The 22,022-nt window shown below is 72.9% G+C and carries 24 protein-coding genes; 8 read left to right on the top strand and 16 right to left on the bottom strand.

Going from position 1 to position 22,022, the window contains the following annotated elements; all coding sequences use genetic code 11:
- Positions 1-47: 47 nt before the first annotated feature.
- Positions 48-1,322 carry an imelysin family protein gene (locus GGR24_RS12320; protein WP_183395643.1) on the bottom strand — a complete coding sequence of 425 codons (1,275 nt, stop codon included), beginning with the start codon at positions 1,320-1,322 and terminating at the stop codon, positions 48-50.
- A gap of 173 nt (positions 1,323-1,495) precedes the next feature.
- Positions 1,496-2,662: an Mrp/NBP35 family ATP-binding protein gene (locus tag GGR24_RS12315; RefSeq protein WP_183395642.1), complete on the bottom strand. Its 1,167-nt coding sequence runs from the start codon at positions 2,660-2,662 to the stop codon at positions 1,496-1,498.
- Between the two features lie 177 nt (positions 2,663-2,839).
- Here GGR24_RS12315 and mobA point away from each other — a divergent pair, with 177 nt between their 5' ends.
- On the top strand, positions 2,840-3,427 hold the full coding sequence (gene mobA / locus GGR24_RS12310) for a molybdenum cofactor guanylyltransferase MobA (RefSeq protein ID WP_183395641.1): 588 nt from the start codon (positions 2,840-2,842) through the stop codon (positions 3,425-3,427).
- Positions 3,428-3,490: 63 nt separating this feature from the next.
- Positions 3,491-4,285 (top strand): transporter substrate-binding domain-containing protein, encoded by a 795-nt coding sequence (locus GGR24_RS12305; RefSeq protein WP_183395640.1) that lies wholly within the window; start codon positions 3,491-3,493, stop codon positions 4,283-4,285.
- 12 nt (positions 4,286-4,297) lie between these two features.
- Here the strand turns inward: GGR24_RS12305 and GGR24_RS12300 are convergent, their stop codons facing one another.
- The 5 genes from GGR24_RS12300 to GGR24_RS12280 all read right to left on the bottom strand — a co-directional run bounded on the left by GGR24_RS12300 (position 4,298) and on the right by GGR24_RS12280 (position 7,128).
- Complete coding sequence (locus GGR24_RS12300) at positions 4,298-4,723, bottom strand: periplasmic heavy metal sensor (RefSeq protein WP_183395639.1); 426 nt, start codon at positions 4,721-4,723, stop codon at positions 4,298-4,300.
- A 1-nt stretch (position 4,724) separates the two neighbouring features.
- Positions 4,725-5,156 (bottom strand): hypothetical protein, encoded by a 432-nt coding sequence (locus GGR24_RS12295; RefSeq protein WP_183395638.1) that lies wholly within the window; start codon positions 5,154-5,156, stop codon positions 4,725-4,727.
- A 2-nt stretch (positions 5,157-5,158) separates the two neighbouring features.
- On the bottom strand, positions 5,159-5,797 hold the full coding sequence (locus tag GGR24_RS12290; RefSeq protein ID WP_246398342.1) for a sigma-70 family RNA polymerase sigma factor: 639 nt from the start codon (positions 5,795-5,797) through the stop codon (positions 5,159-5,161).
- A gap of 28 nt (positions 5,798-5,825) precedes the next feature.
- Positions 5,826-6,380, bottom strand: coding sequence for an EF-hand domain-containing protein (locus GGR24_RS12285; protein ID WP_183395637.1), 555 nt, complete (start codon positions 6,378-6,380; stop codon positions 5,826-5,828).
- A 91-nt stretch (positions 6,381-6,471) separates the two neighbouring features.
- The gene (locus GGR24_RS12280) at positions 6,472-7,128 is read right to left on the bottom strand and encodes a uracil-DNA glycosylase family protein (RefSeq protein ID WP_183395697.1); all 657 of its coding nucleotides are present in this window, start codon (positions 7,126-7,128) and stop codon (positions 6,472-6,474) included.
- Between the two features lie 90 nt (positions 7,129-7,218).
- On the opposite strand from GGR24_RS12280, the gene GGR24_RS12275 reads away from it, so the two are divergent.
- Entirely contained in the window at positions 7,219-8,778 is a 1,560-nt protein-coding gene (locus GGR24_RS12275) for a sensor histidine kinase (RefSeq protein ID WP_183395636.1), read from the top strand.
- Between the two features lie 123 nt (positions 8,779-8,901).
- Positions 8,902-9,135, top strand: coding sequence for a hypothetical protein (locus tag GGR24_RS12270; RefSeq protein ID WP_183395700.1), 234 nt, complete (start codon positions 8,902-8,904; stop codon positions 9,133-9,135).
- Between the two features lie 7 nt (positions 9,136-9,142).
- Here the strand turns inward: GGR24_RS12270 and cobT are convergent, their stop codons facing one another.
- Positions 9,143-10,192 (bottom strand): nicotinate-nucleotide--dimethylbenzimidazole phosphoribosyltransferase, encoded by a 1,050-nt coding sequence (cobT, locus tag GGR24_RS12265; RefSeq protein ID WP_183395635.1) that lies wholly within the window; start codon positions 10,190-10,192, stop codon positions 9,143-9,145.
- Between the two features lie 117 nt (positions 10,193-10,309).
- Here cobT and cobS point away from each other — a divergent pair, with 117 nt between their 5' ends.
- The 3 genes from cobS to GGR24_RS12250 are packed head-to-tail and all read left to right on the top strand — an operon-like array spanning position 10,310 to position 11,689.
- The gene (cobS, locus tag GGR24_RS12260) at positions 10,310-11,122 is read left to right on the top strand and encodes an adenosylcobinamide-GDP ribazoletransferase (RefSeq protein ID WP_183395634.1); all 813 of its coding nucleotides are present in this window, start codon (positions 10,310-10,312) and stop codon (positions 11,120-11,122) included.
- Positions 11,123-11,180: 58 nt separating this feature from the next.
- Positions 11,181-11,393: a DUF1289 domain-containing protein gene (locus GGR24_RS12255; protein ID WP_183395633.1), complete on the top strand. Its 213-nt coding sequence runs from the start codon at positions 11,181-11,183 to the stop codon at positions 11,391-11,393.
- Entirely contained in the window at positions 11,390-11,689 is a 300-nt protein-coding gene (locus tag GGR24_RS12250) for a hypothetical protein (RefSeq protein ID WP_183395632.1), read from the top strand. Before GGR24_RS12255 ends, GGR24_RS12250 begins: the two co-directional genes overlap by 4 nt.
- A 9-nt stretch (positions 11,690-11,698) precedes the next feature.
- Here the strand turns inward: GGR24_RS12250 and GGR24_RS12245 are convergent, their stop codons facing one another.
- The 3 genes from GGR24_RS12245 to GGR24_RS12235 all read right to left on the bottom strand — a co-directional run bounded on the left by GGR24_RS12245 (position 11,699) and on the right by GGR24_RS12235 (position 14,446).
- Complete coding sequence (locus GGR24_RS12245; protein ID WP_183395631.1) at positions 11,699-12,538, bottom strand: sulfite exporter TauE/SafE family protein; 840 nt, start codon at positions 12,536-12,538, stop codon at positions 11,699-11,701.
- Positions 12,539-12,545: 7 nt separating this feature from the next.
- A complete protein-coding gene (dusA, locus tag GGR24_RS12240; RefSeq protein WP_246398394.1) occupies positions 12,546-13,526 on the bottom strand; it encodes a tRNA dihydrouridine(20/20a) synthase DusA in 981 nt (326 codons plus the stop codon).
- Between the two features lie 110 nt (positions 13,527-13,636).
- On the bottom strand, positions 13,637-14,446 hold the full coding sequence (locus GGR24_RS12235; RefSeq protein ID WP_183395629.1) for a transglutaminase-like domain-containing protein: 810 nt from the start codon (positions 14,444-14,446) through the stop codon (positions 13,637-13,639).
- Between the two features lie 161 nt (positions 14,447-14,607).
- Here GGR24_RS12235 and GGR24_RS12230 point away from each other — a divergent pair, with 161 nt between their 5' ends.
- Positions 14,608-15,990 carry a DUF6716 putative glycosyltransferase gene (locus GGR24_RS12230; protein WP_183395628.1) on the top strand — a complete coding sequence of 461 codons (1,383 nt, stop codon included), beginning with the start codon at positions 14,608-14,610 and terminating at the stop codon, positions 15,988-15,990.
- 3 nt (positions 15,991-15,993) lie between these two features.
- On the opposite strand, the gene GGR24_RS12225 is transcribed toward GGR24_RS12230, so the two are convergent.
- The 5 genes from GGR24_RS12225 to GGR24_RS12205 form a co-directional block, all read right to left on the bottom strand.
- On the bottom strand, positions 15,994-17,160 hold the full coding sequence (locus GGR24_RS12225; protein WP_183395627.1) for a cytidylyltransferase domain-containing protein: 1,167 nt from the start codon (positions 17,158-17,160) through the stop codon (positions 15,994-15,996).
- Between the two features lie 73 nt (positions 17,161-17,233).
- Positions 17,234-18,109, bottom strand: coding sequence for an N-acetylneuraminate synthase family protein (locus tag GGR24_RS12220; protein WP_183395626.1), 876 nt, complete (start codon positions 18,107-18,109; stop codon positions 17,234-17,236).
- Positions 18,110-18,195: 86 nt separating this feature from the next.
- On the bottom strand, positions 18,196-19,497 hold the full coding sequence (locus GGR24_RS12215; protein WP_183395625.1) for a DUF6716 putative glycosyltransferase: 1,302 nt from the start codon (positions 19,495-19,497) through the stop codon (positions 18,196-18,198).
- Entirely contained in the window at positions 19,494-20,594 is a 1,101-nt protein-coding gene (locus GGR24_RS12210; RefSeq protein WP_183395624.1) for a hypothetical protein, read from the bottom strand. The genes GGR24_RS12215 and GGR24_RS12210 overlap by 4 nt, the downstream gene beginning before the upstream one ends.
- Before the next feature lie 54 nt (positions 20,595-20,648).
- Positions 20,649-22,019, bottom strand: coding sequence for a glycosyltransferase family 4 protein (locus GGR24_RS12205; RefSeq protein ID WP_183395623.1), 1,371 nt, complete (start codon positions 22,017-22,019; stop codon positions 20,649-20,651).
- Between the last annotated feature and the right edge of the window lie 3 nt (positions 22,020-22,022).

The raw sequence follows: 22,022 nt of genomic DNA, 5'->3' as shown, positions 1-22,022 counted from the left end.
GCCCGGAGGACCGGTCCGGGAGCATGCCCCGGACCGATCGAAGACGCTTACTGCGTCACCTTCTCGGGGCTGTCGAGGCTGTCGGAGCCCTCGACGGTGATCTTCACGCCGAGCTTCGCCACCACGGCCTCGATGCCGCGGGTCTGCGCGACGAGGGCGTCGATCACCTCCTGCACCAGCTTGTTCCCCTCGGCGTTGCCCTCGCCGATCATCTGGTCATAGGCCATGCCGCCGTCGCCCTTGTCCTTCATCGCCTGGGCCCGGGCGAGCGTCTCGTCGAACAGCGCGTCGAGCTTCTTCGCCTCTTCGGGCGCCTTGGCTTCGGCGTAAGCCTTCGGCGAGGGGCCCTCGACCACCGTGCCGTCAAGACGGGTGTACTTGCCCCGCCAGATCTCGGTCATGCCGAGGATGTCATAGAAGTGCGAGTTGTGGGTGTTGTCCGAGAAGCAGTCGTGCTCCTCCTCCGGATCGTGGAGGATGAGGCCGAGCTTCATGCGCTCGCCCGCGAGCTCGCCATAGGACAGGCTGCCGAGGCCGGTGAAGATCGGCGCCAGCGCGGCCGCGCCCTTCTTCTTCATCAGCGCGGCGCGGGCCTTGCCCTTCGGCCCCCAGAGCTTCTCCATCGCGGTCAGGTCGTCGACCAGAAGGTCGCTCGCCGCCTTGAGATAGGCGGCGCGGCGGTCGCAATTGTCATGCGTGCAGCCGGCGCCTTGGACGTAGTCGGTCGCCGGACGGTTCCCGGCGCCCGGGCCCGTCCCGTTCAGGTCCTGGCCCCACAGCAGGAACTCGATCGCGTGGTAGCCGGCCGCGACATTGGACTCGACCTCGCCGGCCTCGTTCAGCGAGGCCAGCAGCTTCTTGTCGATCCTGGAGGCGTCGACGGTCTTGCGGCCGATCTTGAACTTGGGGTTCGCGATGACGTTGAGCCGGTAGTACGGGTTCTCGTCGGACGTCTCGCCATAGCTGGCGTCGACATAGTCGATCAGCCCCTCGTCGAGCGGCCAGGCGTTGACCGCGCCCTCGAGGTCGTCGACGGCCTTGTTGCCGAAGCGGTAGCCCTCGGTCTGCTGGTACGGCGCCCGGGCCGCGATCCAGGCCTTCCGGGCTTCGGCGAGCGTCTCGTCGGTCGGATTGGCGAGGAAGGCGTCGACCTTGGCGTCGAGCGCCTTCGCGGTCGTGACCGAGTCGCCATACATCGCCAGGGCGATGTCCGCGTAGGTCTTCACCACGTCCTTCGGGGCCGGCGCATCGGCGAACGCGGCCGTCATCGCAAGCGCGCTGAGGCCCGCCCCCGCGAGCGCCGCGATCCATCTGCTAGTCATCCGCCTGTCTCCCCTGCCCCGGCGCACGCCGCGTCGGGGGCCACGGAGAACCTGCTCCGAGGGGAAGTCAATCGGCCCCTAAGGGCCTTTGATCCTTGGCGTTTTTCTGCTCCGGCGTCGACTTTGAATAAGTCCAGACAGTGCGGGGCGGGACGGACCCGCCTCCGCCGGGCCTAACGTTCGATGACGATCCTCGGGGCCGCGCGGCCGGGTGCGCCGGTCGACAGTCGCGCCCAGAGCGCCTCGGCGATGCGGCCATAGGCGGCGGCGTATTCCGAGTTCGGCGAGGAGGCGACGATCGGAGCGCCGGCGTCGGAGGTCTCGCGGATGTCGAGCGCGAGCGGGACCTCGCCGAGGAACGGCGTCCCCATCGCCTGCGCCTCGGCGCGCGCCCCGCCATGGCCGAACAGATGGGCGTGGTGGCCGCAGTTCGGGCAGTTGTAGTAGCTCATGTTCTCGACGAGCCCGAGGATCGGCACGTCGACCTTGCGGAACATGGCGACGCCGCGCCTCGCGTCCGCGAGCGCCAGATCCTGCGGGGTCGAGACGATCACCGCGCCGGAAAGCTTCACCCGCTGCGCCATGGTGAGCTGCGCGTCGCCGGTGCCGGGCGGCATGTCGACGATCAGCACGTCGAGCTCGCCCCAGGCGACCTCGGTCAGCATCTGGGTCAGCGCCGACATCACCATCGGCCCGCGCCAGATCATCGCCGTGCCGGCGTCGACCAGGAAGCCGATCGACATGATCTTCAGGCCGTGGGCCTCGAGCGGCTGCATCATCCGGTTCTCGACCTGCGGCCGCGCATGCAGCGAGAACAGGGTGGGCACGGAGGGGCCGTAGACGTCGGCGTCCATCAGGCCGACGCGCAGGCCCTGCGCCTTGAGCGCGAGCGCGAGATTGGCGGCGGTCGTCGACTTGCCGACGCCGCCCTTGCCGGAGGCGACGGCCACGATGTGACGGACGCCCGGAATTCCGGCGCCGCGCGTGTCGCCCGCTGGACGCGCGGGCGTCTCCGCGCCGGGCGCGGCGGGGCGCGGCGCGCGGCTCATCGACGGCGGCTGCGGCCGGGGCGCAGGCGCGCTGCCGGGCGCGCGCTCGGCGGTGAGCGCGACCAGAACGTCCGACACGCCCGGAAGCGCCCGCACCGCCGCTTCGGCGGCGCGCCGGATGCTCTCGGCGCCGGCGGCCTGCTCGGGCGTGGTCTCGATCGAGAAGATCACGCGACCACCCGGCATCAGCGCGATGCTCGACAGCGAGGGCGACTCCGCGAGGCTCGTCGCGCCGTCAGGCGCGGGCACCGCAGCAAGGGCCCGCCGGATGTCGTCTTCAGTCGCAGCCATCGCGCACTCCATCTTGTCCGCCGCGCTATGGACCTTCCCGGCCCCCGAGGTCAAACGTCGCATGCCGCCACGGGACCTCCCATGGCGGGGCTTTGGGCGCAGGGCTCCCAGCGGCTAGCCTGAACGACGCGGATTCGCGGTCGCGGCCGGCCGGGCCACTCGAAGGAGCCGATCCTCATGACTATCGCCGGCCTGGTTCTGATGGGCGGCCTCGCCTCGCGCATGGGCGGCGGCGACAAGGCGCTGCTGGAGCTCGCCGGGCGGCCGATCCTGGCGCATGCGCTCGACCGCTTCGCGCCGCAGGTCGGACTGCTGGCGCTGTCGGCGAACGGCGATCCCGAGCGCTTCGCGAGCTTCGGCCTGCCGGTGCTGCCCGACGCCGCAAACGGTCCTGGCGGGCCGCTCGCCGGCGTGCTCGCCGGCCTCGCATGGGCGGCCGCGCTGCCGGGCGTCAGCCATCTCGCCACGATCCCCGGAGACGGCCCCTTCCCGCCGCATGACCTCGTCGCCCGCCTCGCCGCGGCCGCGGCCGACGGCGCCGCCGTCGCAATGGGTCCGAACGGCGTCGAGCCGCTGCATGCGCTGTGGCCGCTCGCCGCGCGCGAGCGGCTGACGTTGTCGCTCGCGGACGGCGTGCGGTCGCCGAAGCGCGCGCTCGAAATGCTGGCGGCGGCGCCGGTGGACTTCACCGACCCGAACGCCTTTCTCGACGTCGACACGCCGGACGATCTCGCGCGGGCGCAAGCGCGCGCGCTCGGGACGTAACGCGCGATGCGGGCCTCGGCGGCCGGTGGAACGTTCGGACGGGCGAGCAGGCGGAGACGAGCCATGGCCCCCAAATCCCTGCGCCGCCTCCTGCTCGGCCTCGCGGTCGCGGCGGCGACGCTCTCCTGGGACGACGCGCAGGCGAAGCAGTGGACCCGGATCCGGATCGCCTCCGAGGGCGCCTATCCGCCGTTCAACATGCTGAACGCGGACAATCAGCTCGAAGGCTTCGATGTCGACGTCGCCCGCGCGGTCTGCGCCGCCGCCAAGGTGAGCTGCGAATTCGTCGCGCAGGACTGGGAAGGCCTGATCCCGGCGCTGCTCGCGGGCAAGTTCGACGTCGTCTTCGCCTCGATGTCGATCACGGCCGAGCGCAGGAAGGTGGTCGCCTTCTCGGAGCGCTACTACGCCTCGCCGGCCCTTTTCGTGGCCGACAAGACGAGCGGGCTGATGGATTCCTCGCCCAGGGCGCTCGCGGGCAGGACGCTCGGCGCCAAGAGCGGCACCGTGAACGCGCGCTATCTCGAGGAGGTCTATGCGCCCGCCGGCGCCAAGGTGAAGCTCTACGCGACCCAGGAGGAGGCCAATCTGGACCTCTCCGCCGGCCGGCTCGACGCGGTGCTCGCCGACAAGCTGGTCATGCTGCCGTGGCTCAAGAACGCCGGGGACGGCGATTGCTGCCAGGTCATCGGCCACGACCTCGCGGACCCGGCCTATTTCGGCGAGGGCGTCGGGGCGGCCCTGCGCAAGCAGGACGCCGACCTCAAGGCGATGATCGACGGGGCGCTCGCGCAGATCCGGGCCGACGGAACCTACGAGCGGATCAACGCCAGATATTTCCCGTTCAGCATCTACTGACGCGGAAAGCGCTCAGTCCGGATCGCGGTCGATCTTGGCCCGGTCCGCTTCCGGCACGCCCGGCAGGGCCTCGGTGATCGCCTCGTGGATCACCTTCTGGAAGTTCGCGGCCTTGACGCGGGCGTTGGCGAAAGCCGCGTCGATCTGCGCCCGGTCGAGCGGCGCCTGGCTCATCGTGTCCCGCGTCGCCCGCCGGGCCTCCTTCATCTCCTGCAGCGCCTGGGTGAGTTCGTCGCGCCGCGCCTCCAGCTTCTCGCGGATCACCGCGCCGACCGAGGGCGGATAGCGGCTGCTGATGAAGCCGATCGTGGTCTCGACGGTGCGCGGCGGCGTTCTGGAATGGAAGCGCGTGACCCCAAGATAGCCGGCGGCCGCCAGATTGAGCGCGATCGAGACAGCCAGGACGGCGTAGAGAACGCCGGGCGCGCGTCGCTTCATGTCAGAGATCGCCGGTCGCGAGCGAGACCTCGAAGGGCCCGCCAAAACCGAGTCCGCCGGCGAAGGCGCTCTGCGAGGAGTTCGCCCCCGAGACCACGCCCAGCATCAGCCCGCAGGCCAGCGCGGCCGCGCCGAGGCTCGCGCCCGCGAGGCTGAGCCGTCCCGGCGACGCCAGCCACGCAAACCGCTGCGTTCGCCGGGCGGCGACCTCGCCGACGATCCGGAACGCGAGACCGTTCGGAGCCTCCGCCTGGGCCGCGGCCGCCAGCAGCCGGGCGAGCCGCGCCGCCGCGTCGTGCTGCGCGCGGGCTTCGGGCGAACGCGCCATCAGCGCGCGCGCCTCGGCGGCCGCGCTCGCCGGCCAGCGGTCGAGATCGGCGCCAAGCGCGTCGAGCCGCCGCTCAAAATCCTTCAGGCCCGCTTCCACGGTCATCCTCATTCTCCACGGGCGGCGAGCCGCGTCCGAAGCATGCGCCGGGCGCGCACCAGCATGGATTCCACCGCCTTCTCGCTCGTCTGCAAGATCCGCGCGATCTCCGCGTTCGATTTTTCGCCGTCCGCCGACAGCAGCAGCGCCGCGCGCTGGCGGGCCGGCAGTTCGAGGATGTCGCGCCGCACGGCGGCCACCTCGTCCTGCGCGACGAGCGTCTGCTCCGGCCCGGCCTCATCTGATGGCGGGTCGAAGGTTTCGGCGAACGGCAGCAGCCGCCTGATCCGGCGCCGGCGGTCGTGGTCAACGCAGAGATTGACCACGATCCGGTGCAGCCAGGTCGTGAACCGGGCGCCGCCGGCGGTCCACCGATCGGCCGAGCGCCAGACCCTCCAGAACGCCTCCTGCGCGACCTCCTCCGCGTCCACGGCCGAACCGGTGAACCGGTGCGCCAGCGCCTGGGCGCGCGCGCCGTGACGCGCGACCAGCGTGGCGAAGGCGCGCTGGTCGCCCGCCGCGATCCGCGCCATCAGGTCGTCGTCTTCGTCGGCCTCCGTGTCGGCGCGCGGCGGCCGCACGCGGTCAGCGGCCGCCATGCGGCTGCCGCCGGAGACCGACGCCATCCGTCGCGCGGCGACCGTCATGCCGCACCCCCGCCCCCCGCGCGCCGCATCAGTTGTCGTCGTCCTCGTCGTCGTCGGCCTTCACGGCGGCCTTGGCCTGCTTGCCGCGCTTGGCGATGAAGGCGTCGAGCTCCTGCTTCGTCACCTTCTCGTCCTTGTCCGCGTCCGCCCGCACGAACCAGGGCGGCAGCGTCGCCAGAAACTCCTGGCGGCTGATCTTGCCGTCGCGGTCGGCGTCGGCGCGCTTGAAGCGGGCCTGCAGGGCTTTGGCGCCCTTGCCGCCCTGCCTCGCGCCGATCGCCTTGACCTCGTCGGCGTCGAGCGAGCCGTCACGGTTCTTGTCGCGCCGGTCGAACGCCTTGTTCAGCCGCGCCTCGACCTCGGCGCGATCAAGCGCGCCGTCGCGGTTCTTGTCGTCCGCCTCGAAGCGCTTGTTGAGGCGGTTCGACCATTTCTGCATGCGCTCGGCGCGGGCGGGGCCGGCGGTCTCGCCGGCGGTCGCGCCCGACTTCGCCGCAGGTTCGGCCGTCTGCGCCGTGGCGGCGCCGGTTGCGGCGGTCGCCATGACGGCGGCGAAAAGAGTGGCCGCGATGGTTCGCTCCATGAGGGAAGCTCCTTTGCTGGTGTGCCCCTCGTCCTCAGTGCGTCTCACGCCGCCGAACGCTTCTCCCTGCGCGGCCGCGCATCGATCTCCGCTAACGCTCCAACGCGGCGCGAACGAGGCGGCGCAGCTCCGGCGCGGCCTCGTCCTCGAACCACGGATTCTTCTTCAGCCAGCTGTTGTTGCGCCAGGACGGGTGCGGCAGCGGCGCGATCCTGGGCGCGCCCGGCCGGCCCAGCAGCTCGCGCCAGCGCGCCACCGTCTCGGTCAGGCTCTTTCCCGCGTCCGGGCCGAGGTGCCAGAGCTGCGCCGGCCGCCCGATCGCGAGCACGAGCTCGACCTTCGGCAGCTCGGCGAACACCGCCGCCCGCCAGGCCGGGGCGCATTCCGGGCGCGGCGGCAGATCCGCGCCGTCCGCCGTCAGCCCGGGGAAGCAGAAGCCCATCGGCACGATCGCGATCCGGCTCTCGTCATAGAACTCCTCGTCCGTCACCCCGAGCCAGCGGCGCAGCCGGACGCCCGAGGGATCGGAGAACGGCGCCCCGCTCGCATGCACGCGGGTCCCCGGGGCCTGGCCGCAGATCGCGATCCGGGCGGTCGCGCGCGCCCGCACGACAGGGCGCGGCTCGTGCGGCAGCGGTCGCCGCAGGGGCGCCTCGCGGCAGATCCGGCAGGCCCGCACCCGCCCGAGCAGCGCGTCGAGACGCGCCTCGGCGTCCGGCTGCTCCGGCGTCTCGAGCGGCGAAGCCAATTCGAACGGATCCGTCAGCACGGCCTTAATCGTTTCCCGTCATCGTCCATGCGTCTCAACCTAGGGCGCGGGGCAGGCCAAATCGTGGACATGTTCGATCTTCCGTCGGACGGGACGTCCGACCGCAGGCCGAACGACACGCCCGATCGCCGTCGCGCCGTGACCGCCAAGCTGCGCGCGGAGCGCGAGCGGCTGACCTCGTCGAGCGGCGTCCGCCCGGCCTTCGACCTCGAACTCGCCCGCATCTATGCGCAGAACCGGCTCTCGGCCGCGGTGGTGGCGCTCGCGCTGGCGAGCGTGATCGCGGCGGTCGCGACGCTCTGGATCGCGCCGCAGATGGCCGCGGCCTGGCTCGCCGCGGTCGCGCTCGGGCACGGCATGATCGCGCTGTTCGCGCGCCGCTTCCTGCGCAGGCCCGCCGACAAGCTGAAGATCAGGACGTGGAAGCTGCGCTTCGTGCTGGCGGAGGCCGTCAACGGCGTCGCCTGGGCGTCGATCATCGTGCTGCTCGGGCGCGCCGATCCGGGGGGCGTGACGGCCGAGGTCATCTCGCTGTTCGTGATGCTGGTCGGCGTCGCGGTCGCCACCATGCTGGCCGCGAGCGTTCCGGCGGCGGTGTGGGCCGCGACCCTGCCGATCGCCTCGCTGGTGATCGCCGTCTACACGCTGCATGGCGGCGCGGCCTCGACGGCGGTCGCCGCGATGACGGCCGGCACCGAGGTCTACTTCCTGCTGCTCGCCCACCGGCTCTACCGCAACACGCTGGAGACTCTCGAGTTCAGGGCCGAGAAGGACGCCCTGATCGGCGAGCTCGAACAGGCCAAGGCGAACTCCGACGAAGCCCGGCGCCGCGCCGAGGAGGCGAACCTCGCCAAGTCCCGCTTCCTCGCCACCATGAGCCACGAGCTGCGCACGCCGCTGAACGCGATCCTCGGCTTCTCGGAGGTGATGAAGTCGGAGATCTTCGGCCCGCACGCGACGCCGACCTACAAGGAATACGCCGGCGACATCCACCAGAGCGGGCAGCATTTGCTCAACCTGATCAACGAGATCCTCGACCTGTCGCGCATCGAGGCGGGGCGCTACGAGCTCAACGAGGAGAGCGTCCACCTCGCCTATGTGGTGGAGGATTGCCACCATCTGCTGAAGCTGCGCGCCAAGAACCGCGGCATCGTCATCCGCGAGGCGGTGGAGGCCGGCCTGCCGCCGGTTTGGGCGGACGAGCGCGCCATGCGCCAGATCACGCTCAACCTGCTGTCGAACGCCATCAAGTTCACCCCGCAGGGCGGCGAGATCCGGCTGAAGGTCGGCTGGACCGCCTCGGGCGGCCAGTACATCTCGGTCGCCGACACCGGGCCGGGCATTCCGGAGAACGAGATCCCGACCGTGCTCGCCTCGTTCGGCCAGGGCACGCTCGCGATCAAGACCGCCGAACAGGGCGCCGGGCTCGGCCTGCCGATCGTGAAGGGGCTGATCGACCTCCACGGCGGAAGCTTCTCCCTGAAGAGCCGCCTGCGCGAAGGCACAGAGGTGATCGTGACGCTTCCCGCGACCCGCGTGATGGCCCCGCTCGCGCCGATCCCCGAGAAAGGCGCCCCGGCCAGAGCCCGGGCGGAGGCCCCGGCCGCCGCGCTTAGGCGGGCCGGCTGATCAGGCCGCGACGCTCACGGAAACCCAACGCCCGGACCGCCAGCGCCGCATCGCGCCCTCACAAAGGCCCTCATAGCTTTCCTGCGCGGCGCACCCGTCGCGCCGTTCACCGAACGAACCCTCATGAGCACGCCCGCAGACACGAAGCCTCCCTCCGCCCGCTTCGGGCTCGCCCCGACGCCCGACTTCATCGTCGGCCAGAACCGCCTCGGCCAGTGGGTCGCGGTGGAGCGCCAGGGGCATGGCGGCGGCCTGTTCGCCAGCCGCGACGCCGCCCTGCACTACGCCGCGCTGGAAAGCGCCCGCCGCTCGGCTGACATTCCGCTCTCCGAGGAGCCGGTCGAGCTGCCGATCTGACGGGCTCTCAGCCCTTCTCCGACACCGCGGCTTCGGCGAAGGTCGCCATGCCGGTGTGGCAGGCGACCGCGGCCTTGACGATCGTCACCGCGAGCGCGCCGCCGGAGCCTTCCCCGAGGCGCATGTCGAGATCGAGGAGCGGCTTGAGCTCCAGCCGCTTCAGCAGCCGCTTGTGGCCGGCCTCGGCTGATTTGTGGCCCGCGACGCAATGCGCGAGCGCGCTCGCGTCATAGGCGTGCAGCACGGCGGCCGCAGCCGTCGCCACGAAGCCGTCGATGACCACCGGCACGCCTTCGAGGCGGGCGGCCAGGATCGCGCCGCCGATCGCTGCGAACTCGCGGCCGCCGACGCGGCGCAGCGCCTCCAGCGGGTCGTCCAGATTGCCGGCGTGGCGCTCGAGCGCGGCTTCCACGGCCGCGACCTTGCGGGCGACCCCCTCCTCGTCGACGCCGGTGCCGCGGCCGACCCAGTCGGCCACGTCCCCGCCGAACAGCGCCGCCGCGAGCGCGGAAGCCACGGTGGTGTTGCCGATGCCCATCTCGCCGACGACCAGCAGGTCGACGCCGCCCGCGATCGCCTCCATGCCGTAGGCCATGGTGGCGGCGCATTCGGCCTCCGTCATCGCCGCGTCCTCGGTGAAGTCCGGCGTCGGCTTCTCGGTGGCGAGGTCGAACACCTTGAGCCCGAGGCCGAAGGCGCCGCAGATCTGGTTGATCGCCGCCTGACCGGAAGAGAACGCGTCCAGCATCTGCCGCGTGACGGCGGCCGGATAGGCCGAGACGCCGCGCGCCGCGACGCCGTGGGCGCCGGCGAAGATCGCGACCAGCGGCCGGTCCACGGTCGGCGTCGGCTTGCGCTGCCAGGCGGCGAGCCACTCGGCGATCTCCTCCAGCCGCCCGAGCGCGCCGGCCGGCTTGATCAGCTCGGCCTCGCGGGCGCGCACGGAAGCGGCCGACGCCTCGTCCGGGCCGGGCATGCGGGCGAGCAGCGCCCGGATGTCGTCGAAGGGAAGGCCCGTCGGGTTGGGCGGGATGACCGCGCCGGTCGATTGCGGCATTTCGAAACCGTGACGGTGGGGGGACGAGCGGCATAACCGAACCGCCTGCGCGCGCCAAGCCGGGCCGGCCGCGCGGCGACGTGCTAAAGGCCGCAGGTCACTCTGCCGGAGAAGCCCATGACGCCGAACGGCCCGCCGCCGCCATCCGGGCGTTCGTCGCCGCGCCGGGCGCTCGACGCGGCCGGCGACGCGCTCCGCTTCTTCACGCGGCTGCCGGTCCCGTCCGCCTGGTCGACGCCGCAGCCGGAGCGGATCTTCGACGGCGTCGCCGCGGCCGCGCCGCTCGCGGGCGCGGTCGCGGGCGCGGTCGCGGGCGAGGCGCTCGGGGCCGGCCTCGCGCTCGGCCTGCCCGCCCTGCCGGCCGCCGCCTTCGCGGTGATCGCCGGCGTCGCACTGACCGGCGCCCTGCATCAGGACGCGCTCGCAGACGTGGCCGACGGGTTCGGCGGCGGCGCGACCCGCAAGCGCAAGCTCGAGATCATGCGCGACAGCAGCGTCGGAGCCTACGGCGTCTCCGCGCTGACGCTCGCGCTCGGCGCGCGCATCACGCTGGTCGCGGCGCTCGCGGAGCGGCTCGGCGAGGAAGGCGCGCTGCTCGCGCTGATCGCCGCAGCGGCGCTGTCCCGGCCGCTCGCGCTGCTGCCCGCGCTGCTGCTCAAGCCAGCGCGCGCCGACGGGGCGGGCCGGGCGGCGCGGCCGCGCGCGGCCTCGGTCGCGGTGGGATGCGGGCTCGGCGCGCTGGCGGCTCTGCTGCTGGCGGGCGTCGGAGCGGGCCTGGCGGCCGCCGCCGCCGCCGCCGTGGCGGCGCTCGGCGTGACCGCGCTGTCGCGCGCGCAGATCCGCGGCTACACGGGCGACGTCTGCGGCGCGGCGACCGAGGTCGCCGAGATCGCGGCGCTGGTCGCGCTGGTGGCTGCGGCGGCCGGCTGACGGCCGGCGCACGAAATGGCGCCTTGCGTCGCCCGGCCGGCCGCGCCATCCATCGGCGATGCTGGAGCATCGTCCGATCAAGAGTCCCTGCATCTCGGTCTGCGTCATGGACCCGTCGACCGGCTGGTGCGAGGGCTGCTTCCGCACCCTCGCCGAGATCGGGGCGTGGGCGCGCTACTCGCCCGAGGAGCGCGAGCGGGTGATGCGGCTGCTGCCCGCCCGTCGCAAGACGGCGCGCGCGGCGCCCGCCGTCCTGGAGTCCGACACATGAAGCGCCGGGGCGTCGCCGAGCTGCTGATCGCCGTCACGCTGGCCGCGATCGCGACCTTCGTGGTGGCGGACCTCGCCGGCGGCTTCGGGACCTTTCCGAACGCCAGCTGGGCGAGCGCGATCGCGATGATCTGCCTTGCGGTGTGGATCGGCCCGGGGCTGCTGCGGCGCTACGCCGGCGACGGCGCCGGAGCGCTCCGCGCGATCGCGATCTGGCTCGCGATCGCCTGCGCGTTCGCCCTGCTCTACGTCTACGGCAAGGACGTTCTGTTCGGGCTCGGCGTCAACATCGACTGACGCTTTCGCTCAGGTCAGCAGGTCGACGATGAAGCGCGTCGCGACCAGCGCCAGAAAGCAGCCGAAGGCCATCCGCAGTCGCCGCTTCGACAGCCGGTGCGCGAGCCGCACCCCGAGCGGGGCGGCGAGCACGGAGATCGGCGCCATCAGCACGAGGCCGAGCAGCGAGACATAGCCGATCGAGAGCGGCGGCAGCTCGCCCAGATGCGGCAGGCCCGCCGCCGCGTAGCCGATCGCCCCCGGAATGGCGACCAGCACGCCGAACCCGGACGAGGTGCCGAGCGCGGTGTGGATCGGCCGGTTGTGGAGCGTGAGGAACAGCGCGGCGAGCGCGCCGCCGCCGATGCCGATCAGCGCCGACACGACCGCGATCAGGAAGCCCCAGAGCGACGTGGCGGCGCGGCTCGGCAGATCGTCGGCGAGCCGCCAGCGATCGCTCCCGAACAGCAGATTGGCCGACATCGAGAGCGCGAAGACGGCGAACACCGCCTTGAGCGCGTCGGAGCTCGCCACGGCGGCGATCGCGGCGCCCGCGGCCGCGCCCGCCGCCACGGGCAGGATCCACAGCCGCAGCGCCGCCATGTCGACCGCGCCCCGCGCCCGCTGGGCGGCGAAGGATCTGAGCGACGTCGGAATGATGATGGCGAGCGAGGTCCCGACCGCGAGGTGCATCTGGGCGTCCGGGCCGGCCCCCACATGGTCGAACAGCTCGGCCAGCACGGGCACGATGACCGCCCCGCCGCCGACGCCGAACAGCCCCGAGAGGATGCCGGTGACGATCCCGCCGATGACGAGCCCGGCGACCAGCCAGCCGATCTCCGCGGCCGGGAGGCCGGCGATCAGCTCCATCCGGCGGTCACGCGGCGGCGGCGACGGCGGACGGCCTCGCGTCGCCGACGAGGTCGAGCGCCGCGCGCAGCACGTCGAGCCCGGCGCCGGCCTTCGGCCCCTCCTCGCTCAGCAGCCGGCGGAACGCGCGCGCCCCGGGGCGGCCTGGGAACAGGCCGAGCATGTGGCGCGTGAAGTTCGACAGCCGGCCACCGCGCGCAAGATGCGCTTCGATCGCCGGGAACAGGCTTTCGACGGCCGCCCGCGCGTCGGCGTGCGGGGCCGCCTCGCCGAACAGCAGCGGATCGACGGCGAGCAGCAGTTCCGCGTTCTGATAGGCCGCCCGGCCGAGCATCACGCCGTCGAGCGTGACGCCGTCGCGCGGCTCGAGCAGCGCCCTCGCCTGCTCGATCGAGCCGATCCCGCCATTGATCGAGACCGGCAGGTCCGGGAAACGCCGCTTGAGGCGGAAGACGCGGTCGTAATCGAGCGGCGGGACGTCCCGGTTCTCCTTCGGGCTCAGCCCCTTCAGCCAGGCCTTGCGGGCGTGGACGATCAGAGCGTCGCAGCCGGCCGCCACCACGGCGTCGGCGAGCCGGTCGAGCGCCTCTTCCGGGTCCTGGTCGTCGATCCCGATGCGGCACTTCACCGTCACGGGAATCGAGACGGCGGCCTTCATGGCCGCGACGCCCCGGGCGACGCGGTCCGGCTCGGCCATCAGGCAGGCGCCGAAGCGGCCGTCCTGCACGCGGTCGGAGGGGCAGCCGACATTGAGGTTGATCTCGTCATAGCCGAAGCCCTCGCAGATCCGCGCCGCCTCGGCGAGTTCTTCGGGCTCCGAGCCGCCGAGCTGCGCCGCGAGCGGCCGCTCCTCGGACGAAAAGCCGAGCAGCCGCTCGCGCGGCCCGAACCGGACCGCGCCGGTCGTGACCATCTCGGTGTAGAGCAGCGCCTGGCTGGTCAGCGCGCGGTGGAACAGCCGACAATGCCGGTCGGTCCAGTCCATCATCGGCGCGACGGAGAAGCGGTGGGAGCGGAAGCGGGTCAAGGGCGTCTTGGATTGGGAGGCCGGGAGGCCGGGTTATACGCGAGGCGCGGGCGCGCCGAAACCGGGCGCCGCTATGCGGTCACCTCGTCGGTCCAGACCTTGAAGCTCTTGAGCACGCCGGGCCCGAAAGTGTTGGTGAGCGCGACGTCGGAGGCGTCGCGGCCGCGGCCCATCACGATGCGGCCGATCCGCCGCTGGTTGTGGCGCGCGTCGAACGTGTACCAGCGCCCGCCGAGATAGACCTCGAACCAGGCGCTGAAATCCATCGGCGCGGGATCCTTCGGCACGCCGATGTCGCCGAGATAGCCGGTCGCGTAGCGGGCCGGGATGTTCATGCAGCGGCACAGCGTGACGGCGAGATGCGCGAAGTCGCGGCAGACGCCCTGCCGCTCCTCATGCGCCTCGTAGGCGGATTTGGTGGAGCGTGCGTGCTGATAGCCGAAGGCGACGCGGTCGTGCACATAGTCGACGATCGCCTGCACGCGGCCCCACCCCCCCGGAACGTTTCCGAACAGCGACCACGCCATGTCGCTCATCCGGTCGGTCTCGCAATAGCGGCTGCCGAGCAGGTAGAGCAGCGCGTCGTCCGGAAGTTCCTCCACCGCCACCTGGGCGGCGTCCGGCGCGTAGAGGTCGGGCTCGCCGCTGTCGGCCACCAGCGCGTCGGTCTGCAGCGTGAAATCGCCGGCCGGCGCCAGCATCCGGCTGCAGACATTGCCGAAATCATCCACGTAGGTCGAGATCGGCGTGGGCGGCCAGGCGTTGATCCGGTCCGGGATGAGAAGATCCTTCTCACGGCTCGGATGCACGTTGAGCACCGCCAGCAACGGCGTCGGTTGCGGGAAGGTGTGGACGATCTCGAAGCCGATGCGAATTCTCATGGTGGCCGCCGGGTGCGCGCGCCTCGCGGCGGAAAAGCGAATATAGAACATTGGGCCTCGGATTCGAGCGATCGCGGGCCTGAACGGGACCGCGCCCTCCCGTTCCGATCAGCCCGCTCCCCTGCGCCCGAACCGCCTCCGCACGAGATCATCCCGCCCGCATGAGTGACCGCCGCGTCCTGTTCGCCTGCGACCTCGACAGCCAGGTCTTCGGCGCGCTGCCGCTCGCGCTCGCCTTCGAGGCGCGCGGCTGGCGGCCGACCTTCGCGATCGACGCCGGGCGGGGGCTGACCACGTCGGCCGCCGAGCGCCTCGGGGGACGGTTCGAGATCATCGAGCGTTCGCTCGGCGCGCTCGCGCTCGACGAGGCCGCGCTCGGCAGCGACGCGGTCGGGGTCTACGCCACCGGCAGCCGCGTGCTGCTGTTCCGGCATGTCTGCGAGCTCGCGGCCCGCGCGCTGGAGCGGCCGCGGCCGGCGCTGTTCTGCGGCTTCAACGGGCTGGTGCTCGGCCGCTTCGAGGAAGGCGTCGCGTGGCGGCTGGGCTACGACCAGATCTGCCTCAACGGGCCCCGCGACCGCGACGCCTTCGCGGCGTTTCTCGCCACCACGGACTTCTCGGGGCAGCCCGCGGTGATCACCGGGCTCCGCCGCCGGCCGGATTCGCCGCTGCGCGGCCTGAAGCCGCCGCCGGAGCCGGGACGCCGCAAGGTCTTTGTGTTCGCCGAGCAGGTCGCGGTGCCGGGCGACCCGAGGCGGCGCGGCGAACTCGTCGCGGCGCTCGCAAGGCTTGCGGCCGCAAGCCCCGACTGGGACGTCGTGGTCAAGGCCCGCGTCCGGCCCCAGGAGCAGACGTTCCACGACCAGACGCACCATGTCGAACATCTGGTGGCGAAGCTCGCCGTGCGCCCGGCCAATCTGCTGGTCTCCTACGCGCCGATCGACGGTCTGCTGGCCGCCGCCGACCTGTTCGGCACGATCTCCTCGACCGCGCTGTTCGACGCGCTGGACCACGGCGTGCCGGCCGTGCTGGCGGCGGATTTCGGCGTCCGCAACGCCCACGGCACCCATCTGATGCTCGGCAGCGGCGTGTCGGTGCGGCTCGGCGAGCTCGCCTCGCTGGACGACGCCCCGCGGCGGCGGCCGAACCCGCGCTGGCTCGACCGCGTCGGCTATGGCCCGGCCCATTCGGCGGGCGCGCTGATCGACAGGCTCGAGGCGTTCGACCCCACGGCGCCGCTGCCGCCGGCGCTCTACGGCTTCGACGAGGCGGCGCGCGGCGCGGCGCCTTCGGGCCGCTACTCGGCGCCGATCTCGGCGGCGCGCGAGGCAGCGGAGGCCGCGCTCGCGGCGGGCGACAAGGCGGGCGCGCGCGCAGCTCTCGGCAAGCTCGGCCAGGCGCTCGAGCGCTCCGACCGCCAGCGGGCGATGGACGAGGCTTGGCGGACGCGCGAAGGCAAGGGCGCGCGCTATGCCCGCCGGCTCGGCCTCTACGGAACCTACAAGGCGCTCAGAACGCGGCTGCTCGGCGAGTTCCCGAGCTGAGCCTCAGTCCCCGCCTGCGCGGATCAGCGCCTCGCAGAGCTCGCGCAGCGCGCCGCGGCCGCCCGGCGCGGAGGTGACGTGGCGCGCGACGGCGAGCGCCTCGGGCCGCGCGTCGCACGGCGCGATCGGGAAGCCGACCGCGTTCAGGCAGTCGAGGTCGTTGACGTCATTGCCGATATAGGCCGTCTCGGCGCGCGTCAGGCCGTTCTCGGCGAGCCAGCGGTCGAGCTCGGGCAGCTTGTCGTCGATGCCCTGGCGGGCCTCGATCCTGAGCTTGCGCGCCCGCGCCGAGACCACCGGGTTGACCTCCTTCGACAGGATCAGCGTGCGGATCGCGGTCAGCTTGCGCAGCCGGTCGAGCCCCATGCCGTCGGAGCGGCTGGCGAACACCGCCTCGCGGCCGTCCTGGTCGACCAAAACGCGGTCGTCGGTGAACACCCCGTCGAAATCCATCACCAGCGCCTTCACCCCCGCCGAGAAGGCGAGCGGCGCGGGCCGGCGCGGCGCGAGAAGCGCCTCCGCCAGCGCGAGATCGGCCGCGCTGTCGATCTCGACCGGAGCGGTCTCCACCGGAACCACAGCCGCCGGACCGCAGAAGCGGGCGCCGGCCGCGCGGAAGGCGGTCGCATCCATCGCATAGACCGCGCCGGTCTCGCGGAACTGCGGCGGCAGCTCCTGGCGGCGCCGGCGCGGGGCCGTGTGGTCGTGGTTCAGGCCGGCCGCGAAGCCGTCCTCGCCGACCGTCCACAGGAAGCCATGGTCGGGCGCCGCCGTGAAGGCGCAGACCGCGCCGCCGCGGCCGATGGCGGAGACGCAGGCGTCGACCTCCGCCGGGGTCGTGAACGGCGAGGTGCACTGCAGGAAGACCAGCACGTCGACCGGGTCGCTCTCGGCCTCGATCATCTCGAGCGCGTGCAGCAGCGCGCTCTCGGAGGAAGCCTCGTCGGTGGCGATCTCGGCGGGACGGTCGATCACCGCCGCGCCGGCGGCGCGCGACGCCGCGGCGATCTCGGGATCGTCGGTCGAGACGTAGACCGCCTGGACCAGCGCGGCGCCGCGCGCGGCCGCGATCGTGCGGACCACCAGCGGAACCCCGCCGAGCGGCGTCAGGTTCTTGCGCGGCAGTCCCTTCGACCCGCCCCTGGCGGGGATCACCGCGACGCAACGCACGCTGGTCTGCTCCGGATCAAGAAGATGCTCGCCGAGCCTGTCGCACGGGCCGGCGAAGGCCGCAAGGCGCCTGTCAGCCGACGGCCCTAAGCCCCGGCAGCCACTTCAGCTTCTTGCGTTGCTCCTCCTCGACGTCGAGCAGGTCCTTGTCCTTGTAGGACAACGCGATCTCGACGTTGCGGAGGTCCCGGCACAGCCGGCGCAGCCCATCAGGCTCGAGCGATGCGGCGTGATCGGTGCCCTTCCAGGTGCGGTCGAGCGTGAAGTGCCGCTCCACCCAGGCGGCGCCGAGCGTCAGCGCCGCCACGTCGGCCGCGATGCCCAGATGATGCCCGGAGAAGCCGATCTGCTTCACACGCCCCTCATAGACGTCGCGCAGCCGCGCCACCTCCAGCAGGCACAGGTCGTCGAAGCTGACCGGATAGCCCGAGGTGCAGGCGTAGAGCACGACGTCCTGGGCGCGCCCGCGCTGCTCGTAGAATTCCACCACGACCTCGATCTCGTCGCGCGTGGTCATGCCGGTGGAGACATGGATCTCGCCCGCGAAATTCTCGCAGAGCCAGCCCTGCAACTCGAAATTGAGGTTCGTGGCGGAGGGGATCTTGATCAGGGCGGGATTGAGCCCGGCGATCTCGCGCGCCGAGGTCATGTCCCAGACCGAGGTCGCGTAGACGACGCCGAGCTCCTCGCAATGGGCCTTGAGCTCGGCGTGCTGCTCGACGCTGAACTCCAGCGCCTCGCGGTGCGCGCCGTAGCTCTCGCCATAGGCGTTGGCCGGGACCGGATGCGGCTCGCCATACTGCTTCGGCGACAGAAGCTCGCGATTGTTGCGCTTCTGGAACTTGGCGACGTCGGCGCGGCATTCGCGGGCCGCCACCTCGACCATGCGCTTCGCGATGTCGAGCCGGCCCATATGGTTGCAGCCGATCTCCGCGATAACCTTGACCATCGAGACGCTCCGGGCGCGCGCCCCGCGGCGCGCTGTGCGGCGCAACCTAGAGCAGCTGCGCAGGGTTGTAACAGAAAACCTTCTCGTCAGCCGCGCGGAACGAACCGGCGGCCCTCCTTCAGCCGGTTCGCCACGGCGGCCACGAAGCCGAGGCCGCGGCGCGGCTTTTCAAGCAGATGCGGCGCATGGACCGCCATCGGGCCGCCGTTCCCGAGCGCGTAGGCCATCCAGTCCGGCGAGCCATAGGCGGGGGTGAGCGGACGAAGCGGCAGCGCGGCCCCGAGCGCGTCCTGTCCGCCGAGCAGCACCGCGCACTGGTCGAGCAGGGCTTCGGGCCGCGTCGCGGCGCCGGACTCGGCGAGCCAGTCCGGCCGCACGACGGCCGCCATGTCCGGACTGAGATCGGCGAGCCGGGCGAAACAGCCCGAGCCGACGAAATAGGTCGTGCCGAGAAGCTCCGAGATCCCGAAATCCGAGACGATCCGGGTCGGCACGCCGCGCGCCATGGCCTCGACCGCGATAGTGGAGCTGACCGTCACGGCGAGCGAGGCGCGGTCGAGAAGCTCGTGGGCCGGATCGTGCGTGAAGCTGAGGTTGCGGGGGCGCCCGCCGCGGGCGAACAGCTCCCGGGCGATGTCCTCGAGGTGGAAGCGCGTCGCGTGATGGGCGCGCTCGTCGCGGCCGTGACGCAGCTTCACCAGCACGTCGGCCTGCGGGAAGCGCCGCGCGAGCTCGGCGAGGCCGGCGAGCAGATGGGCGCGCTGCATGCGCCGCGCGGGGATGACCGGCTGCTCGAAGAAGATCACGGCCGGACGGCCGACGGGCCTGCTCCATGGCCGTTTTTCCAGGCCGAGCAGCCCCGTCACGACCGCGTTGGTGGCGTCGAGGCCGATCTCGGCCGCCGCCGCCGTATAGAGCGCGCGGTCGGCCTCGGTGTTGAAGCAGAGCACGTCGGCCGGGGCGCGGCTCATGAAACCGGCGAGATGGTCGGCCAGCACCACGCCGGGCGAGGCCACCGCCACGATCGGCCGGGACGGCTCGCGCGACAGGTCGGCCGCGGCCAGCGACAGGAACAGCTCGCGCGCCCGTCCGCCGTCCACCACCGCGACCACCACCTGCGCGTCGCGGAACAGGCGGGAGCCGACCAGCCTCTCGGCCGCCACCACCGGGATGCTCTCATGCACGCCGCCGGCGCGCAGCTGGCGCGCGGTGAGCTGGCCCGGCTCCGCCGCAAGCGCCGCGACCCGCATGCTCGCGCCCTCGGCCTCGAACAGCCGGCCGATCTGGGCCGCGGTCTTGACGAAGCTGTCGAACGTCCCGAGCGCCAGCACGCGGCGGCCGGCGAAGCGGCCTTCCGCGGCGGTCTGCGAGGCAGGAGCGGTGCTCAAACGGGGCGACCTCCGGCTTGATCCTCAGGCGCGCCGATGAGTCGGAGGCGCGGATTGAACGCGTCGTGCCCTGCGACCACGGCCAGGATATGGTCGCGCTGGCGGCGCAGATAGTTCGCCGGCAGCGCCACGCGAAGGATCTCGAGCCCGGGATCGAGCACGCTCAGCGTGTCGGCGGCCGAGGAGGCGACCACCAGCACCGCCGCCGGGCGGCGTCGCGCCTCGAGATAGGCGAGCTCCGCCGGGGCGCCGTCCTCGGCGAGCTCCATGCCGCCCGCGCGGGCGAGCGCCGCGGCCTTGGCTTTGTCCTCGCCGCGGTGCGGCCTGTACAGGAACGGTCCGGGCCGGCCCTCGGCCCTGAGGGCCGCGAGCCCCGCCAGGACCACCCGCGCGTAGTCCTCGCCCGAGCAGATTCCCGCCTCGGCGTGGTTCGAGCCCAGCACCCAGACCTCGTCGCCGCGCCCGGCGCTGGCGGCCGCAGCGCGCCATCCCTCGTAAGAATGCGGGACGATCCGGTCGGAGCCCGCCAGCCGGCCGCGCATCAGGGGTTCGTAGATCGTGAAGAAGGCGAGCCGCGGCGGCGCGGCGGGCGCCCGCTCCCCGAGCGTGCGGCGGCCGAGCTCCGTGCGGAGCCAGCCCGGCCGGAAGCGCTCGGGCGCCGGCGCGGCGAGGCCTGCGCGGGCCGCCGCGACCTGGGGCGCGACCGAACCGTCGTCGAGCAGGATCAGCTCCTCATGAGCGACCGCGGCCGCCAGCGCGCGCTGCGAGACGTTGCGATAGTCGCCGAACACCAGGGTGCGGCGCGGGCCGAGCTGCGCGGCGAGCCGCTCCAGGCTGGCCCGGTGGCCGGCGTCCAGCACGTCGCGCCCGAAGGCCGGCAGCCACCCGGCGGGCCGGGGGCGGCCGGGATGTTCGAGGATCTTGCGCCACAGGCCGGGCTCGCGCTTCAGCAGAGCAAGGGCCGCGTCGCGTCCGCCGGCGCGGTCGCCGAGCAGCACGAGGTCGGCCGGCGCGTCGACGTCGCGGCGCCGCCACTCGATGGCGTTGAGGACCTGCAGGGGCGAGGAGACGACCACGAGGTCGACGGCGGGGGTCATGAGCTTCGATACACCGGAGCGCAGGGTTGCGCGAGCGGATGGACGACCCGTCGATCAGTCGCTTCCCATCATCTCCTGCCACAGCGCCTCAAGCCGCGAGGCCTGGCGGTCCGGCGCGTGGTCGAGCGCCTGACGGCGGCCGGCGGCTCCCATCCGGGCCCGCAGCTCCGGCGCGGCGGCGAGCTCCGCAAGCGCCGCGATGAAGCCGGCGCGATCGCCGCGGCGGACCAGCCGCCCGGTCTCGCCGTCGCGCACCGTCTCGGCGAGCCCGCCGGCCGCATAGGCGACCACCGGCCGGGCAAAGCCGCCGGCCTCCAGCGGCACCCGCCCGAACGGTTCGTCCCACAGCGTCGGCAGCACGACCACGTCGCAGGCGGCGTAGAGATCGGCGAGCGCCTCGGGCGCGAGGCGGCCGTGCAGACGGATGCGGCCCCGCGCGGCTGCGGCGATCTCCGCGAGCCGCGGCCGCGAGGGCCCGTCGCCCGCGACGTCGATCTCCGCGCCCGGAACGCGCGCCGCGATCTCCGGCCACGCCTCCAGCAGATGGGCCTGACCCTTGTTGGGCGTCAGCGCGCCGACCAGCAGCATGCGGAAGCGCCCGTCGGCCGGACGCGGGCCCGGGGCCTCGGCGGGGCTCGCGATCGGGATCAGCGGCAGGCGGACCAGCCGGTCCGCGGCGAGCAGCCCCTCGAGCGAGGCCGCGAGATGCCGGCTGGTGGCCGCCACCCGGGCGGCGCGGCGCAGCATCTCCTGCCGGAAGCGCAGCGCGCGCTCCGCCGCGAGAGCCGCGACGCGCCCGCGCCAGTCATCGGCCGGCGCGTCCTCGAAGGTCTGGTCGAAGCGGGCGCTGGTGAAGCGGTGGTCGCGCACCAGCGCGAGCAGCGGAACCCTGCTCCCCTCCAGCGCCACGGCCGCGAGCAGGATGGCGCGGGCGTTGTCGGCGTGCACCAGCCGCGGCCGCAGGCGCCGGACAAGGGCGCGCAGCTCGCCCGCCGCCGCGCTCTCGCGCGCCGTCACATGGTCCATCCGCAGCCCGCCGGGCGGATCCTCCCCCGAGAACCGCACCGCGAGCGGCCCGAGCGCCGCCCCGGGCGCCCGCACGCCGCCCGCCGCGGCCTCGGCCCAGAAGAACGGCCATTTGAGCCGGAACGGCAGGCGCTTCAGCCGGTCGACCCGCGCCTGCGACAGCCGGTGCAGCGGCCAAGCGGCGGGCGCCGGCAGCGCGAGAATCTCGACGCCGTCGAGGCTGCGCCGCGCCGGCGCCGCGAGCGCCTTGTCGAAGGTCACCACGAGGACGCGGTCGCGCAGGCGAGGCTCGCGCAGCACGAGGTGCAGGCTGAGCTCGGCGCCGCCGGCCACGTCGGGCGGATAGCGATCGGAGACCACCAGCACGTCGCGCGGCGGCAGCTCGCCGGATGCGGGCATCCC

The organism is Hansschlegelia beijingensis (assembly GCF_014196425.1).
Classification (GTDB): Bacteria; Pseudomonadota; Alphaproteobacteria; order Rhizobiales; family Methylopilaceae; genus Methylopila; species Methylopila beijingensis.
The sequence above is the reverse complement of the archived record's forward strand: the minus strand, read 5'-3'. Positions and strand labels throughout refer to the sequence as shown.

Coding starts and splice junctions, on each gene's coding strand:
- GGR24_RS12275 (WP_183395636.1), top strand. CDS start 7,219: ATGTTCGATCTTCCGTCGGACGGGACGTCCGACCGCAGGCCGAACGAC.
- GGR24_RS12320 (WP_183395643.1), bottom strand. CDS start 1,322: ATGACTAGCAGATGGATCGCGGCGCTCGCGGGGGCGGGCCTCAGCGCG.
- GGR24_RS12230 (WP_183395628.1), top strand. CDS start 14,608: ATGAGTGACCGCCGCGTCCTGTTCGCCTGCGACCTCGACAGCCAGGTC.
- dusA (WP_246398394.1), bottom strand. CDS start 13,526: ATGATGGACTGGACCGACCGGCATTGTCGGCTGTTCCACCGCGCGCTG.
- GGR24_RS12300 (WP_183395639.1), bottom strand. CDS start 4,723: ATGAAGCGACGCGCGCCCGGCGTTCTCTACGCCGTCCTGGCTGTCTCG.
- cobT (WP_183395635.1), bottom strand. CDS start 10,192: ATGCCGCAATCGACCGGCGCGGTCATCCCGCCCAACCCGACGGGCCTT.
- GGR24_RS12285 (WP_183395637.1), bottom strand. CDS start 6,380: ATGGAGCGAACCATCGCGGCCACTCTTTTCGCCGCCGTCATGGCGACC.
- GGR24_RS12235 (WP_183395629.1), bottom strand. CDS start 14,446: ATGAGAATTCGCATCGGCTTCGAGATCGTCCACACCTTCCCGCAACCG.
- GGR24_RS12250 (WP_183395632.1), top strand. CDS start 11,390: ATGAAGCGCCGGGGCGTCGCCGAGCTGCTGATCGCCGTCACGCTGGCC.
- mobA (WP_183395641.1), top strand. CDS start 2,840: ATGACTATCGCCGGCCTGGTTCTGATGGGCGGCCTCGCCTCGCGCATG.
- GGR24_RS12295 (WP_183395638.1), bottom strand. CDS start 5,156: ATGACCGTGGAAGCGGGCCTGAAGGATTTTGAGCGGCGGCTCGACGCG.
- GGR24_RS12220 (WP_183395626.1), bottom strand. CDS start 18,109: ATGGTCAAGGTTATCGCGGAGATCGGCTGCAACCATATGGGCCGGCTC.
- GGR24_RS12290 (WP_246398342.1), bottom strand. CDS start 5,797: ATGACGGTCGCCGCGCGACGGATGGCGTCGGTCTCCGGCGGCAGCCGC.
- GGR24_RS12305 (WP_183395640.1), top strand. CDS start 3,491: ATGGCCCCCAAATCCCTGCGCCGCCTCCTGCTCGGCCTCGCGGTCGCG.
- GGR24_RS12205 (WP_183395623.1), bottom strand. CDS start 22,019: ATGCCCGCATCCGGCGAGCTGCCGCCGCGCGACGTGCTGGTGGTCTCC.
- GGR24_RS12255 (WP_183395633.1), top strand. CDS start 11,181: ATGCTGGAGCATCGTCCGATCAAGAGTCCCTGCATCTCGGTCTGCGTC.
- GGR24_RS12270 (WP_183395700.1), top strand. CDS start 8,902: ATGAGCACGCCCGCAGACACGAAGCCTCCCTCCGCCCGCTTCGGGCTC.
- GGR24_RS12315 (WP_183395642.1), bottom strand. CDS start 2,662: ATGGCTGCGACTGAAGACGACATCCGGCGGGCCCTTGCTGCGGTGCCC.
- cobS (WP_183395634.1), top strand. CDS start 10,310: ATGACGCCGAACGGCCCGCCGCCGCCATCCGGGCGTTCGTCGCCGCGC.
- GGR24_RS12245 (WP_183395631.1), bottom strand. CDS start 12,538: ATGGAGCTGATCGCCGGCCTCCCGGCCGCGGAGATCGGCTGGCTGGTC.
- GGR24_RS12210 (WP_183395624.1), bottom strand. CDS start 20,594: ATGACCCCCGCCGTCGACCTCGTGGTCGTCTCCTCGCCCCTGCAGGTC.